Below are 16,123 nucleotides of genomic sequence, written 5' to 3' on the forward strand. Positions count from 1 at the left end.
GCATTGGTCTTGTCGTCGTTCTTGAAGTCGATCTCGACAGACCATTTCTTCCTGATTGGTCGCTGCTGGCCGAGCCGGTCTTGAGACCCGCGTGAATCGGACCAGATGTGCGGCTTCCATCGGGAGCTGATGCTCAGGGGCCAGTCTTCCTTGCCTTTGTCAACTTGATGACATCAAGGCCACGGTCCACTGGCGACTCTGCCTGATCGTCCGATATTCCGGCGCGGCCTGGCCGGACAGGCTAGGCGGTGGCTCCTCCACGCCGATGTGGACGAGGAGGCCCGTCAGGAGGCCCGGATGGCGGCGCGGCAGGACGTTCTGCAGTCCATCGGCCTCTGGTGGGAACGGCTGCACATCTTCACCGACAACACCGTCCAGCATGCCGGCGTCGTCGCGCGCTGGCGGCGTGATCTGTTGCCCGTGGGTGAGACCGAGGTGCAGCCCGGCGAGCTGGTCGAGATGCACGTCACGGTCCCCCCGGATCTCCTCCTTCCGCAGCCGGATCCGCCGCTGCGGTTCGACATCCTCGAGTTCGACTGGCTCTTCTTCAGCGGCGCGGACGATCCGCTGCAGAGCCTCCGCACGCCCGGCGCCGCGGACCCGTCCGAGGGCTTCACGGTGCTGGAACGCACCCTGGTCGAGCGGCCGTACTCCGCCACCGAGACGACCTTGGAGGCGGTCGTCGACGGCTACCGCGTGTCCCGGCCGTCGGACTTCGACATCGGCGTCCTCGTCGTTCGCGAGCCCCGCACCGGCTGGAAGGACATCGTGGCCTGGTGGCGGGTGCCGATCGTCGACGATCGCGAGCCGCGGGCCTACTTCGTCGCCGAGCTGCCCGGTCCGGACGCGGATCACGTGGTCCGCGACGCCACGTCGGTTCAGCTGCGGGTCGCGCGCACCGCGCCGCCGGGAGCCTCGGTGCGGCTGAACGGCACCATCGCCGACTCGGTCGTGGACGCCGGCGAGAACGCCCAGCCGGTGCCACGGGCGACCGTCACGCTCGGCGGCCGGACGACGACGTCCGGCCCGGACGGCGGCTATCTCATCGACGCCCGGCTGCCGATCGGCGACACCCCGCTCACCGTCGCTCGGCCCGGCATCGACACCCGCACCTTCACCGTGCGTCTGTCCGCGGCCGCGGGTGGCGCAACCGACGTCGTCGTGCTGGACGAGGCGGGTGCTCGAGCCGCGGCCGTGACGATCGCCGCCGGGGCGGACCCGGCCCTGGCCCGGCTGCCGCTCAACGTCACCGCGCGGGTGCACCGGATCTCCGGCACCGTCGTCTGGCCGGACACCCGCATCGTCCCGCCACCACCGGCCGCGGCGAATCCTCCGATCACACTGGCCGACCGATACGTGTGCGCGCTCAAGGTCGACGGCGCGCGGATTCGCGACCAGCTGCCCAAAACGAGCCGGGAGTGGGATCGGCTCCGGCAGCGACCGGACGTGCTGCGTTCCGCCCGGCTCCGACGGCCGGCCCGGCGCGAGGCAACCACCGCCGACGGTGGATTCGAGCTGTCCTTCGTCGATCTCCAGGCGGGCGCGCAATACCTGCTGTGGGTCGAGTCCACCGATCCGGCCGACCGCACACGCACGGTCCTCGACGCGGTGGTCCGCACCCTGCGCATCCCGGACATGCGCCGGGCCGGACTCGCCCGGAACGCGAACGGCGTCGTGTTCTCGGCGCATCACGACGATCGCCGGGTCGTCGTCAGCGCGCCGCTGAACGCCGGCGGCGTCGGGGACGTGATCGACACCGTACGAGTGCTCGCCGCGGCCGGCGGCGCACCCGGCCTGCGCCTCGCCCGGCCGCGCCCCGCCAATCTCGCGGGGATCGATCAGGTCCCGCCGGTCGACACCGACGACACTCCCGTCGACGCCGCCGCTCGCCGAGTCACCGGCCTGGAGATCACCGTCCTGCCCCTGATCCCGGTCTTCGAGAACCTCGAGGACCGGTCCGCGTCGGCGCGCAGCCGGATCGAACGGTTCCAGTCCCTGCTCGACACGACGAACCCCCGAGCGGGGACGCTGCCGCCGGTGCCGCGCGGCGTGCTGACCGCCGGCGTCCGCTGGCTGCTGGACCCGCAACGCGGCCCGACGGTCACCGCGGCCAGCCCGGCGGGCGCCTGGCGCAACTCGGCGGCCTGCCAGGCCCTGGAGCACACCCTGCTGGTCAGCCCGCGGCTCGCCGACGCCGACTGGCGCAACCCGAACCGGCTCTGGTGGCGGGCCGACGCGGTGAGCGCCGCCGACTTCGCCCAGATCGATCTCGGCATCGGCGCCGCCTTCGCCACCCGGTCGCTGCGCTGGGAGCTGATTCCGGTGCTGGCCGCGACGACTCCCCGGATGCTCGGACTGTTCGCGCGGCGGACGATCAACCTCTCCCCCGGCCACGGGCTCTACACCGAGCTGCCGGGGGCCAACCGGAACGCCCAGAACATGATCTTCCGCACCCGGAGGCCCGAATGGGTGGGCTATGGGCAGCCACCGGCGGCGGGCGGCCAGGGAAATTACCTGGACGACGACACGATGGAGAACTGGGCGGGCGAGGACGAGAACGCGGCCGGCATCGGGGTGCGCCTGCACGCCGTCGCCAAGGCCAACGGCGCCGATGTGATCAGCGCGCGGGAGGTCGACCAGACGGTGCCCGGGCGGCGGATGGTGGTCGACGCCGCCGGCAACGCCACGTTCGTCGCGGTCGATCCGGTGGCGTTTCCCGACCATCCCCGGCTCTGGCAGCAGAACGCGTACTTCGGCATCGGCGTGAGCTACGACGCCCCGCTCCCCCTCGCCGACCGGGTCGTCAACGGCCTGCCCTTCACCAGCGCGGCAACGATCAACCATGTGCCGAACGTCGACTCCGCTCCGAACGTCCTGTCGCTCGACGGGCACGGTCTCTGGGCGAAGATCCAGATGTTCAGGAAGCTGTCCGGCCGCGCCGCGGCGCCGCTGGATCTGTTCGTCGCCATCCACACGAACGCCGCCGGCGCCCCGAACGCTCGCGGGTTCTTCGCCATGTACCTGGACATCCGGCCGACCGCCGCCTCGCCCGCGCCCGGCGCCGCCGGCTACGTCGAAGGCAACCCGGCCAGTGCGAACTTCGCGCAGACGCTCGGCGCCGAGTTCGCCGCGACAGCGGGGATCCCGCCGTCGGGCGGACCCACCCGGTCGTACTGGGCGAACAACGGCGGCATCGTCCTGGAGCTGGCCTACACGACCAATCATTTCCGTGCCGGGAACGCGGTGCAGGCCGTGCGGTCGGTCGCCGCGGGGGCCGGGCTCACCCCGGCTCCGCTGGTCGCGATGCCGCGCCCCGGCGGTCGTGACGTGCCGATCGGGTACGTCGAACTCGGCTTCCACACCAGTCCCGACGACGCGGCCCTGCTGGGCCAGGTCTGGTTCAAGAACACCGCGGCCGTCGGTTTCGCGCGGGCGTGCGAGATCACACTGCGCGAGCGGACCGATCCGGTTACCGGGCCCGATGTCGTGGCCCTGCTCCAGTCGATGTTCGGCAACGTGCCGGCCGTCGCCGCCCTCGTCGGCGGACCGAATCCGCTGGTCGCGGCGCCGACCGTCGTTCAGATCGTCGACGCCGTCGAGGCGGCCACCGGCCGGCGCCCGGCCCTGGTCGATCGCGGCCTGGACGCGGTGGTCACCGCGATCGAGGATGCCCGGGACCTGGCCACCCGGGGGCAACTGGTCCTCCGGATCGCCACCGCGCTGACGCCGCTGGCCGGCTACGACGTCGCCGACCTCGACGCCGATGTCGACCATCCGCTGCCGGGGCCGGTCGACGCCGCCCAGACGGACCGGCGCCGCGCGGTCGCCGAAGCCGTCCTCGGGCCACTCCTGGTGGCGCTCGGCGCGACCATTGCCGACGGTGTCGCGCCGGTCATCGCCGACCTGCCCCGGCCCGCCCGGCCGCCGACCCGCGCCGACGCCGCCGCCCTGCTGGCGGGCGGGCTCGGGATCCGGCCGGCCGACCTGGCATCGGTGACCCGGCCGGTCAACGGCGTGACCGTGCTGGCCTCGGCCGGCGCCGTCGAGGTCCCGGACGCGTTCGTACCGACCCGGGCGATCGACGCCGCGGTCACCGCGATCGGCTCGGTGCGGCCCATCGACGTCTACCGGCTGGCCGCCGTCCGCGCGACCGACTGCCGTGGCGCCGCCGTGGTCCCACCTCTGATCGCCGGCAGCCACGTCCTGCTCACGATCGAGACGGCGGGCACGGCCTGGCGGACGCCGGCCACCGACATCGAGTTCACGCTGAGCCGCCCGGGCGCGCGCGACATCGACCTCGCCTGCGCGATCCGCCGGGCCGACGCGCTGATCAGCGAGCTGTGGCAGGTTCCCGAGGTGACCGGCTCGACCGAGTTCTCCCTCACGGCCCGCGTCAAGCATCCTCGCGTGGGGACCCAGACCCTCGGACCGGTCCGGTTCACGGCGACGATCGCGGCCCGGCCATGACGCTCAGCATCGGGATCGACCCCAACACCACGTCGCTGCTCGCCGCGATCGGGATCACCGACGACGACGGGCAACTGATCGCGAGCTGGTTCGACGACCCACTCGCCGCGATCGGCCGGATCCTCACCAACCCGGCGCAGCGGAACGCGCTGCTGCGGCTGCTCGACGAGTTGCTCCCACCGGACCCGGCGACGCCGGGCTGGTACCCGTTGCTCGGCACGGACGCGGGCAACCTCTACATCACGGTCGAGGACGACGTCATCGGCGTCGCGGCGGACCTGCGCAGCGACGAGCTCGGATCGGGCGTCGGCCGGGTCCGGGGCACCGTGCGGTTGCCGTTGATCAGCGTCGCCGGCGACTTCGAGGCGATCGCGGGCACCGCGGCGGGACCGGTGCAGGTCGGCGTCGACATCGGCTTCACGGACGCCGGCATCCCGCTGACCGGCGTGGGCGCGGCGGTCACCGTCCACCTCGACGAGAACGCGCCGCTCGGCGTCCAGGCCGGGATCCGGGTCACGGTGGACGACTTCAATCTCGGCGGCGGCGACCCGGTCGACCTGACGATCGACTCGGCGACGGTCGGCGCCGACCTGATCGGCGCGCTGCGCGTGCTCCTGAAGGAGGTCGTCGACCTGCTGGTCGCCGAGGCCGCCGGCAACGACCAGCTGGCCCGGCTGGCCGACCACTTCTTCGACCTGCTCGGGATCGACGCCGCGCCGATCCCGCCGCTGCCGTTCGAGCAGCTCTTCGGGCGTCCCGAGGCGGTGGTCGACTGGCTCGTCGACATCGTCGACACCCCGGACACGCTCACCGCCTGGGCCACTCATCTGGCCGGGTTGATCGGCGACGACCTGGCGGTCTCCGGCGACGGCAGCCCCGGCGATCCGTTCCGGGCCAGGCTGGTGGACTCGGACGTCGTCGACCTCTTCCTGGTGCTCGAGGCCACCGCCAACCGCGAGCTCGCGATCGGTCTCGACGTTCGGGTCGAGGCCGGGCCGGTCGCGTTGTCCGGTGTGGTCACCGTGCTGCGGATCCCGTTGCCGCCGCTGCCCGGGGCCACGGCCGACCCCGGCGCGCCCGTCCGGCGCACGGCGATCGTCCCCGAGGCGACCGTCGCGCTGGTCGCCCCCACGTCCGGCGATCTCGTCGACAACGGGCCCGCGCTGCGAGTCGGGCAGCTCGGCGCCGGGTTCCGGCTCACCGGCGGCGAGATCAAGCCCTGGTTGTCGATCACCGAGGTGACCATCGACGGCGAGAACCACGGGACCGTCGACCTGACCGACGCGGACGCGGTGATCGGTGTCGTCTCGGATGCGGCGCTGGACATCATCGAGGACGCCTTCGGTGACTCGAAGGTCGCGCGGGCGCTGCTGACGCTGCTCGGCCTGCGCAGGCCGGACTCCGATCCCGCCTCACCCCACCTGCTGGATCCGGCCGCTCTCGGCCGAGGGCCGACGATCGCCCTGGGCGACCTGCACCGGGCGATCCTGCAGGACCCGGCGCACCCGTGGTCGCACCTGCTCGGGCAGGTCGCCGTGCTGATCGGGCTCGTCCCCGACGTCACCGGATCGGGGACCGCCGGCAGCCCCTGGCTCACGCCGATCGCCGCCGCCGGAGAAGTCCAGCTCTCGCTGGCCGCCTGGAACGCCCGCGCCGACACCGACCCGGCCGGATTCGAACGGCTGCGCCTGGGCATCACGGCCGGCGCCACTCAGGGGGTGTTCGACGGGCGGCTGCTGGTCGAGCTGCTCGCCATCGACCTGCCGCCGACCGGCACCGGCTCGGTGAGCCTGATCGGCCGGTCGCAACTGGCGGTCGGGATCACCCCGGACGGCCCGCTCGACCTCGCCGGGCTGGCGATCACGGCGGGACCGGCGCGGGCCCTGGCCGGCTGGCTGCCGGGTGAGCCGCCGGTCTGGCAGGCCGGGATCACCGGGGTCACGGTCACGTTCGACGGTGAGACGTTCGGACCGTACGACTTCCTGCTGCCCGGCCTGGGCGCCGACCTCGGCCTGGGCGATGACGCGGTGCGGCTGCTCGGCCGGCTGATCAGCTCGGCGGTGCGGTCGTGGGCCGGGCATCCGGCATACGTCCTCAGCGCGTTACTCGGCCTGCACCGCGACCTGCCCGAGCTGCCCGCCGACTGGCCGTTGCTCGCCGACGCTCCCGGCGGCGCCGATCTCCAGCAGTTCCTCGACGATCCGGCGGGCGTGCTGCGGGCGCATCTGAACCGGATCCTCACCGGCGTGGCCGCGGACGGCGCGGCGCACATCGGAGCGTTCCTGCAGACCCTCGGCAGCCTGCTCCCGTCCGACAGCCCTCCCGCGCTCGAACTCCCGGTGTTCCGGTCGATCACCGGCGGCGGACGCTACGACGATCCGTGGGTGATCCCGATCGTCGACCGGTCCGCCGATCCCTCCGGCGGCGTCACGGCGGTCGACGGCCTGGTCTGGCTCGACCCGGCCGGACCACCGGCGGAGTGGATCGCGGCCGTCGCCCGGCTCGCCGACCAGGTTCGCGACGGCGTGTTCCTGACCAACTTCCTGTCCGGCGCCGCGGCGTTCCGGCCCGAGCTCGCGACCCAGCTCGGCGGGCGCAACCTCAATGCCCTCGCCCGCGGCTTCGATGATCTGACCGCCTGGCTGACCAGCGGCGACGGCCTGGTGCCGCTGGCCTCGCAACTGCCCGCGGGCTGGATCCACGGCACCGTCGCGGGCACGACGCACGCCCTGCTGCCACGGGATCCGGCTGTGATCGCCCAGGTCGTCGCGCACCTGGCGACGGGCACCGGGCCGGTGCTGCTGGTCGCGCCACCGTTCGCCGATCACGGCATCTTCACCGACCTCGTCACCGCGATCACCGGTGCGGCGCCTGCGGCCGGCCGGCACTTCGATCTCCGTGCGCTGCCGAACCCGGCCGAGGTCGATCTGACCCGGATCGCCGACGACGCGACGGTCTACACCGCCGACCTGCTCGCCGGCCACGCGGTCGGTGAGGCCGACCAGCTCCGGCTGGTGGTGGAGCGGATCGCGACCATCACCGGGCAATCTGTGCGGGTCCTCGGCCACTCGACGACCGGTGTGGTGGCCCGCACTCTCGCCGCCGCGCACCCGGAACTGATCGGCGGCCTGATCACGCTGGCCAGCCCGCACGCCGGATCCGACCTCCAGCCGCTGATCGACGGTGTGCTCGCCGACGCGGTCCGGGTCGCCGGGTCGATCGCCGGCCCGATCGCCGGCACCGCACTCGGCGGCACCGTCGCCTGGCTCGGCGGCCTGCTCGACGGCACCGGCAGTCCCCTGCTCGGCGGAGCGATCGAACCGGGCTGGTTCGCCGGGGTCGCCGACGGCCTCGTCGACGCCGTGCCCGGCTTCGCCATCGGCTCCCAGCTCAGCGGTGACCTGATCGGACTGCTGGCCGGCGCCACCGTCACCGAGCTGGCCGCGGCCGAGCCGCCCACCCACGTCGCCTTCGGTCTGCGGCTCGGACTGGCCACACCAGCCGCGGTCCCGGGCGCGATCGCCTTCGCCGCCGATGCGCGGGTCGACCTCGCGCGACTCCGGCTCGCGCCGGACGCGGCCGCGGCGCCCGAGCCGCCACGCCCCGCCACCGCCGTCTCGCTGTCGACGCGGACCTCTCGTGCGGACGGCTGGCTGGTCGGCGCGGGCGTCCTGCCGGACGGTCCCCTGACGCCACGGGTGCGACTGATGGAAGCCGGGGTGACCGTCACGCCGGCCGGCGCCGGTGGACTCGGGATCGCGCCGTGGCTGCGGCTCGTCGACGCGTCGGTCGACGCCACCCCGGTCCAGCACGCGATCGAGGCCGGCGATCAGCGGATGCGCGACGCGCTCGACGCGGTGCTCGCGGAAATCGACGCTGCGGCCGCCGATCCCGCCGCGCAAGCCGTGCTCGGCCTGCTCGACGCGGCCGGCGTGGTGTTCACCACCGCCGATGGGCCGCGGGCCTCGATTCAGGGGCTCACCGCGCTGGCCACGGTGCCGGTCCGCACCCTGACCGAACGCCGCGCCCGTCTGCTGGCAGCGCTGCGCGACATCGTCGGCGACCTGTCGGTGACCCTGCCCGACGTGCCGCTGCTGCTGTCGCTCGACGACACCACGATGGTGCTGCGGCTGGAGACCACGGCCGACATCACCCTGTCCGGCCCGTTCGCGGTCGGTGGGCGGCTCGACCTCGACACCCGTACGCTGGCCGGCACCCTCGACGTCTCGCTGCCGGCCGGACCGCTGGTGCTGCGCCGCCACGCCACCGGCGTCATCGACGTGAGCGGGGCGCCGTGGATCGCGTCGCCGCTCGTGCTGCGGCCCTTCGACCCGGCGGCGTTCCGGTCCCGGCTGCTCGACCTGATCACCGACCTGTCAGCGTCCGCGATCGCGAGCGCGGTGCTCGGCGCCGGTGTGGGCGGCGGTGTGTCGATCCCGCCGATCAGTGCCCTGATCCGCGATCCGGGCGGCTGGCTCAGAAGCCCGCAGGCGCTCGGCACCGCGGCCGGGATGCTCGACGGCGACCGGATCAACGAGCTGCTGCAGGTGATCGCCGGCGCGTTCGGGCTCGACGATCAGCAGGGCCTGGAACTGCCGGGCGGCTTCCTGCTCACCACGTCCGGCAGCGATCCGCTGCACGTGCAGCTGTCCGGAGAATTCGACCAGGGCGCCCCGGCACTGCGCGCCACGGTCGCCCTGGGCCTCGATCTGCGGACCACCGGGATCACCCCGTCCGGGGCGATCACGCTCGATCTGTCGCTGCCGGGCGACTGGGGTGACCTGAGGATCGCGTTCGGCGTCGACGCCGGCGGCGTGCGGCTGGTGGTCACGCCGGACAACGTCGCCCCGATCCAGCTGCTGCCCACCGTCTCGGGTCTGGGCGGGCTGCTCGGCGGCGCGGTCACGGAGCTCGTGCCGAGGGTGTTGCAGGAGATCACCGACGAGATCCTCGGCCGCCCCCAGCACCCGGTGCTCGACGTCGCCCTGCGGATCGCCGACGCCCTGGGCATCTATGACGCGGCCGCCGGCGGCTGGATCGGCAGCACCCAGACGGACCGGCTGCGCGACATGCTCGATCCGGGCTGGCTGCAGGCCCAGGTCGCCGACCCCGCTCTGATCATCGGCCACATCCAGGGCCTGTTCCCGACCCTCAACGGCCCGGGGCCCGTCCCGCTGCCGTCCGGTCATCGCGTCAGCCGCGTCGAGAACCGCCTGCGGTGGGAGATGGACCTGTTCCCGGGCTGCCTGCTCGGCGCCGAGCTCGGCTGGGCCGCGGCCGGCCATCCGCAGGTGCTCATCACGCTGGACAACCTCGACACCGGCCCGGTCACCATCGTCACCGCGAGGCTCGGCTTCCTCGACGACTTCGAGGGACTCGTCCGGGCCCGGGTCGAGGTGGGCGAGCCCCTGGAGTGGTTCACCCCGGAGATCGAGTTCAGCGCCGCCGGCACCCGGCTGGGCGCGCGGATCCTGCCGCTCGGCGAACCGGCCGTGAGCGACGTGGAGATCGTGCTGCTGCCCGTCCCCGGCCTCACCCTCACCCCGGAGGGCGGCCTGCAGCTGGCCGGGTCCTGGCTGGTGCCGCTGCTCACCCACTATGTCCTGCCGCAGGTCGAGGACCTGCTGACCCGGCCACTGTGGCCGACCGGCCCCAGCGCGCGGCGGATCCTGGACGGCGCCGGGCTGGTCACCAGCGACACCGGCCCGCTGCAGATCGTCACCCGGTTCCCCGAGCCGGCGGTGATCGGGATGGGCGCCCTCCAGGTCGCGCTGGCCGGCGTCGCGATCGACATCACCGACGACCTCGCCCTCAGCTTCGCGCAGGACGCCGACGGCCGGTTCGGCATCCGCCTGCAGGGATCGGTCACCTTCCCCGGCGACGTCGCGGTCACGCTGCTGTTCGGGCAGCATCCCTGGATCGGCGACGGCGCCGGCGTCACCGCGTGGATCGTCGGTCCGTCGGCCGACCCGGCACTGCCGGTCGCGCCCGCACCCGGTCTCGACGTGATCGGCGTCGGTCTGCAGATCGCCGGAACCCCGCTGTTCGGCGAGGACGACAGCGTGGTCGAGGTCGGCGGGATCGCGGCGATGTTCTTCGGCACCTTCTCGTTCTGGGATTCCGCCACCAGCCGGGCGACCTTCGCGGTGGACGGCCTGGGCGGCGCCGTCGAGCTGATCGACACCGCGGTCCGGGTGAACGGCTCGGACGGCGACTCCTTCGTCGCCCAGCTGATCCCCGAGGAGCTCGGCGCCGGGTTCACCACCGCCGTCGCCTATCGCGACGGCCGGCTCGAGGTGCACGGCGGGCCCGGCGACCTGACCAACGGCATCGAGCTGACCTTCCCGCTCAACCTCAACCTCTTCGACGTGATCCTGCTGCGTGAGCTGTATCTGGCCGCGCTGTTCGGGCAGCAGACCGACATCGTGGCCGCGCTGTCGGGCAACGCCGAGATCGGCCCGATCGCGGTCACCGTCACCCGCGTCGGCCTCCGCGTCGCGATCACCGATTCCGGCGCGAGCCTGACCTTCAAGCCGCCGGACGGGTTCGGCTTCTCGCTGGACGCCTCCACGATCCGACTCGGCGGCTTCCTGCTCGTCGACGAGGCCCGCGGCCGCTACGTGGGCGCGCTGGAGATCGCGGTCCTGGAGAAGTTCGCGCTCACCGCGATCGGCATCGTCACCACGAAGAATCCGGACGGCTCCCCCGGCTTCTCACTCCTGATGCTGATCACGGTCACGCTGCCGGTGCCGATCCCGCTCGGCTACGGCTTCTTCTTCGCCGGCGCCGGCGGCCTGCTCGGCCTCAACCGCGGCATGGACGTCGACCGCATCCGCGACGGGTTACGCACCGGAACCGCCGACTCGATCCTCTTCCCGACCGACATCATCAACCGCATCGACGTGATCGTCCGCGATCTCGAGGAGTCCTTCCCCGCGCAGGAGGGCCACTTCCTGATCGCTCCGATGGCGATGATCACCTGGATGAACCCGGCGCTGGTGACGCTGAAGATCGGGATCATTCTCGAGATCGCGCCGCAGCCCAACATCGCGCTGCTGGGGGTGCTCCGGCTGGCGCTGCCGACACCCGACGAGGCCGTCATCGACCTCAAGGTGGCCTTCATCGGTGGCATCGACATCGCCGCCGCCCTGCTCTATTTCGACGCCGCGATCTACGACTCGTTCATCGGCTACGGCGACTTCAAGATCAGCCTCGAGGGCGACATCGCGATCCGCCTGTGCTGGGGCGCCACACCGGATCTCGTGGTCTCGGTCGGGGGCTTCCACCCGAGCTACACCCCGGCCGCGAATCTCAAGCTGCCGGCGATGCGGCGACTCTCGGTGTCGTTGATGAAGGACAACCCCCGCCTGTCGCTGAGCCTCTATTTCGCGGTCACCAGCAACACCATCCAGTTCGGCGCCGAACTGGACTTCTTCGTCGGCGTCGAGGGCTTCTCGATCAGCGGCGGCCTCGGATTCGACGTGCTGGTGCAGTTCGTGCCGTTCCTGATCGACGCGCACATGTGGGGCCGGCTGGCCGTCACCGCCGGCGGATGCGACGTCTGCTCGGTCAGCCTCGACCTCACCCTGCGCGGCCCGACCCCCTGGCACGCACACGGCACAGCCGGCTTCAAGGTCCTCTTCTTCAAGGTCAGCGTCGATGTCGAGGCCACGCTCGGCGAGGCGCACGAGACCAGCATCGCGGCCGAACCGGTGCTGCCCAAGGTGCTCGAGCAGTTCCGCGACCCGCTCAACTGGGTCGCCGAACTCTCCGCCTCGGCGTCGGCCGGTGTCACTCTGCTCCCGCTGCCGCAGGGCGAGCTCGTGGTCGACGCCGGCGGCATGCTGTCGGCCCGGCAGAACTTGATCCCGCTCGAGACCGCCATCGGCCTGGTCGGCAAGACCCCGCCGAGCGACGTCCAGCAGGTCGCCGTCACCGGCCTGTCCCTGGGCTCCGGCACGGCCGTGCCGGCCGACTTCGAGGACGTCACCGCCCCGTTCTCGCCGTCCACCTTCGCCGGCTCGTCGGGAACCAACCCCGACCTGCTCAAGGCGCCGGCCTTCGAAGAACGACCCCATGGCGTACGCGCCACGTCGGGGCAGGCGCTCGAGGCCGACCTCGCGGTCCACCACCCGCAGACGTACGAGATGATCGTGATCGACGACCCCGACCCGGAAGCGGCACCGCAACGGTCGGCGATCAACCCGCAGCTCGCCTTCTCGGCCCTGGTCGCGGGCGGCACCATCGGCAGCTCGGCGGCGGCCCGCACCCAGCGCCTGAACGCCGAGCGCGGCAAGGCCAGCGCCGCCACCACCGCCGAGCCGCGGTACGCGATCACCAGCACCGACTCCCTGGTGGCGCTCGGCTCCGACGGGCAGCCCGCGGCCGCCGGCTCGGGACTGCTGTCCCGCACCGACGCCGAGCAGCGGCTGGCCGCGATGCCGTCCGACGGCCGGCGCTTCCAACTCGTCCCGGAGGTGCAGGTTGTCCACTGAGCTGCCGGAGTACAGCTTCTTCCCGTGGTCGCGGCGTGGCATCGCGGTCCGGGTCGACGAGGTCGACCATCTCGGCGCCACCCCGGCCGCCGGGCCGAAGGATCGCGCCACCATGACCGCGTCGATCACCCTCGACGTGATCCCGGTGCCCGGCGCGCCGGCCGTGGCGCCGGGCGCGGTCAGCCAGACGGTGTCGCTGGTCGGGCCGGGCGACGTCAAGAACCTCGCCCCGGGTGTGGTCGTGCTGTCGGTGCCGGCGCCGGGCACCGTCAACGCCACCCCGGGCGAACTGGCCTACGTCGACTTCTACGACGAGGACTTCCCGTGGCGGTACACCCCGGCAAAGGCCGACGTCGACCACCGGCTCCGGCCGTGGATCACGTTGCTGGTGCTCGCCGAGGACGAGTACACGCTCACTCCGGTGCCCGGTGAGGTGGCGATCCTGACCGTCACCGAATCCGCGCCGTTGCCCCCGGTCACCGAGACCTGGGCGTGGGCGCACGTCCAGGGCCACGGCGACCTGAGCGCCGGCGACCCTGGTGACGTCCTCGACCAGCAGGTGACCGCCACCCCCGACCTCGCGCGCTCCCGGTTGGTGTCGCCGCGCCGCCTCGACCTCGGCACGAGCTACCACGCGTTCGTGGTGCCGGCGTTCGAGACCGGCCGGCTCGCCGGGCTGCGCACGCCTCCCGAGCCCGGCACCGTACCCGCCCAGCAGCCGTCCTGGGGCGGCCAGAACCAGCCGCGGGTCTTTCCGGTCTTCCACGACTGGAGTTTCCGCACCAGCCCCGAACCGGCCGACTTCGAGGTGCTGGCCCGGCGCCCGAGCGCATTGCGCATCGAGTCCGAGGACTTCGGCACCCGCGCCCTCGACATCTCGAATCCCGGCGCGGGCGTCGAGGTGCCGGCCGGCACGACGGTCGCGTTCGAGGGCGCGCTGGTGCCGATCGACCACACCCGGACGGATTTCCCGGCCTCGCCCGGCGTCCCGGTGCGAAACCAGCTGCGCGAGGTGGTCGACCTGGCGGTCGATCTGCGCGACGCCGCCGTCCCGGTGCCCGACCCCGGCGAGGACCCGATCGTGACCCCGCCCGCGTACGCCCGCAAGCACGCCGGTCTGGAACGGGTCGCCGACGCGACCACTCCGGCGAATCGGTGGGTCGCCGAGCTCAACCTCGACCCGCGCAACCGGGCCGCCGCCGGGCTCGGCGCCGAGATCGTCCGGCAGCGCGACGAGCAGTACATGGAACGGGCCTGGGCCCAGGTCGAGGAGCTGGACGCGGTCAACCAACGGCTCCGCGAGGCCGACCTGGCGATCGCCACCAGCGAGCGGGTCTTCGCCAAGCATCTGTCCCGGTCCGGCGACGATCGGCTGCTCGGCCTCACCGCCGGCGCCCAGTCGGCGCTGCCCACGGCGGCCACCGGCGACCTGACCATCCGCGGCGAGGTCGACGGCAGCCGGGTGCCGGCCGCGGCCCAGGCGCCGGCCTTCCGGCGCATCGCCCGTCCCGGCCGGTCGCTGGTCGAGTCGCTCACCGCCACGACGCCCGCCGGCCTCCAGACCGGACTGCTCGGCCGGCTCAACGAGGACCCGGACACCGCCGTCTCGGCCGCGCCACCGGTCCCCGACCCGGCGCTCGGCGTCGCGCCGTCCCTGGTCCTCACCGCCGTGCAGGCGGTGGAGGACCAACTGCCGCGCGGCCGCGATGTCTTTCCGGCGCTGGCCGGGGATCTCGTCGAGGACCGCAGGCGGGCCGGCACGCTGAGCACCCTCACGCTCACCGCGATGAACACCGGGATAGGCAACCGCCTCGACACTCGCTACCCGGCCGCCGACACCGCGAACGCGGCGCTGCGGGCCGAGGCGATCGCGCTCAACGACGTGCTCATCGCCGCCCCGGCGGTCAGCACGCTGACCGCCGGAAGCGCGAACGGCGCCGATCCGACCGTGCTGCGCATCCCCGCGGCGACCTTCACCGCCCACTACGGCGACGCCATCGACGGCAAGAACTACCTCTCCCTGGTGATCGCCCCGGACACGGCGGTCACCCTGGGCAATCTGGCGCCCACCGCCGGCCTGACCAACGCCGCCGACTTCGCCGCGGCCCTCTCGGACTTCTCCAGCCTGGCGAACTCCCGGCCGGTCCCTCCGCCGGCGGGGCCGCTGACCGCCCCGGCCACCCTCGCCGAGCTGGTCGCCGGCCAGGTGCGGCCGACGGTGGCGATGCCGAAGCAGCTCGCCACCGTGCTCGGCGGCGTCGACGATCTGACCGCCGACCTCGCCGACAACCGCCGGCTCCGGCCGGTGCTGGCCTATCCCACCTTCGACGACCCGCTGTTCGAGCCGCTGCGCCTGCTCGGACAGGACTACATCGTGCCCAGCATCGCGAAGCTGCCGGCCGAGTCGATCGCGCTGATGCTCCCGAACGTGCGCTTCATCGAGTCGCTGCTCGCCGGGGTGAACACCGAGTTCGCCCGCGAGCTGCTCTGGAACGAGTATCCGACCGATCAGCGCGGCACGTACTTCGCCCGGTTCTTCGATCCCGCCGACGCCGGCCAGGAGCGGCCACCCGACATCCCCGAGGTGCACCGCTGGAAGAAGGACCTCGGCGGCAACTCCCCGGAGCTGTCCGGGTTGCTGGTGCTCGTCGTCCGCGCGGAGCTGCTGATCAAGTTCCCGGACACGATCGTGTTCGCCCAGCACGGCGCGTACACCGGCACGGGCGCCGCTCGCCGGCGCACGCTCGACCTCACCGGCGAGGTCCGCTATCCGGTCGTCCGTGGCCGGTTGGATCCCGACATCGCCCTCTACGGGTTCGAGATGACCGTCGCGGAGGCGGCCGGCACCACCGCCGACGCCGGGTTCTTCTTCTGCTTCATGGAACGGCCCGGTCAGCTGCGCTTCGGCCTCGACCTCGACGACGACCCCGACGCACCGGCGCCGGCGCTGTCCAGCTGGAACGACCTCAACTGGAAACACCTGCAGCCGATCGGCGGCGAGCCGGCGAACCAGGTCCTCCTCGGCGCGAACACCGGCCTGACTCCCAGCACCGGTGGGCTGCCGGGCTGGGGCCTGACCTCGGCCCACATGGCCTCGATCCTGTCGCAGAACCCGGTGTGGCTGGCCCGCCACGCCACCGACATGCTTCCCCTCGGATGAG

Annotated in this window: 3 protein-coding genes; all 3 read left to right on the top strand. The window is 72.8% G+C overall.

What is annotated here, in order from left to right:
• Window positions 1–297: 297 nt before the first annotated feature.
• Genes ACZ6TI_RS12615 through ACZ6TI_RS12625 form a run of 3 tightly spaced genes read left to right on the top strand, consistent with a single transcriptional unit; the run spans window position 298 to window position 16,122 of the window.
• Complete coding sequence (locus tag ACZ6TI_RS12615) at window positions 298–4,467, top strand: hypothetical protein (RefSeq protein WP_465345147.1); 4,170 nt, start codon at window positions 298–300, stop codon at window positions 4,465–4,467.
• Entirely contained in the window at window positions 4,464–12,962 is an 8,499-nt protein-coding gene (locus ACZ6TI_RS12620) for a DUF6603 domain-containing protein (protein WP_465345148.1), read from the top strand. The genes ACZ6TI_RS12615 and ACZ6TI_RS12620 overlap by 4 nt, the downstream gene beginning before the upstream one ends.
• Window positions 12,952–16,122: a hypothetical protein gene (locus ACZ6TI_RS12625; protein ID WP_465345149.1), complete on the top strand. Its 3,171-nt coding sequence runs from the start codon at window positions 12,952–12,954 to the stop codon at window positions 16,120–16,122. Before ACZ6TI_RS12620 ends, ACZ6TI_RS12625 begins: the two co-directional genes overlap by 11 nt.
• Window position 16,123: the final 1 nt, after the last annotated feature.

It is taken from the genome of Actinoplanes sp. NPDC051388 (assembly GCF_055586225.1).

Bases quoted from the DNA above. Each gene is read 5' to 3' on its own strand.
- ACZ6TI_RS12615 (WP_465345147.1), top strand. From the start codon at position 298: ATGGCGGCGCGGCAGGACGTTCTGCAGTCCATCGGCCTCTGGTGGGAA.
- ACZ6TI_RS12620 (WP_465345148.1), top strand. From the start codon at position 4,464: ATGACGCTCAGCATCGGGATCGACCCCAACACCACGTCGCTGCTCGCC.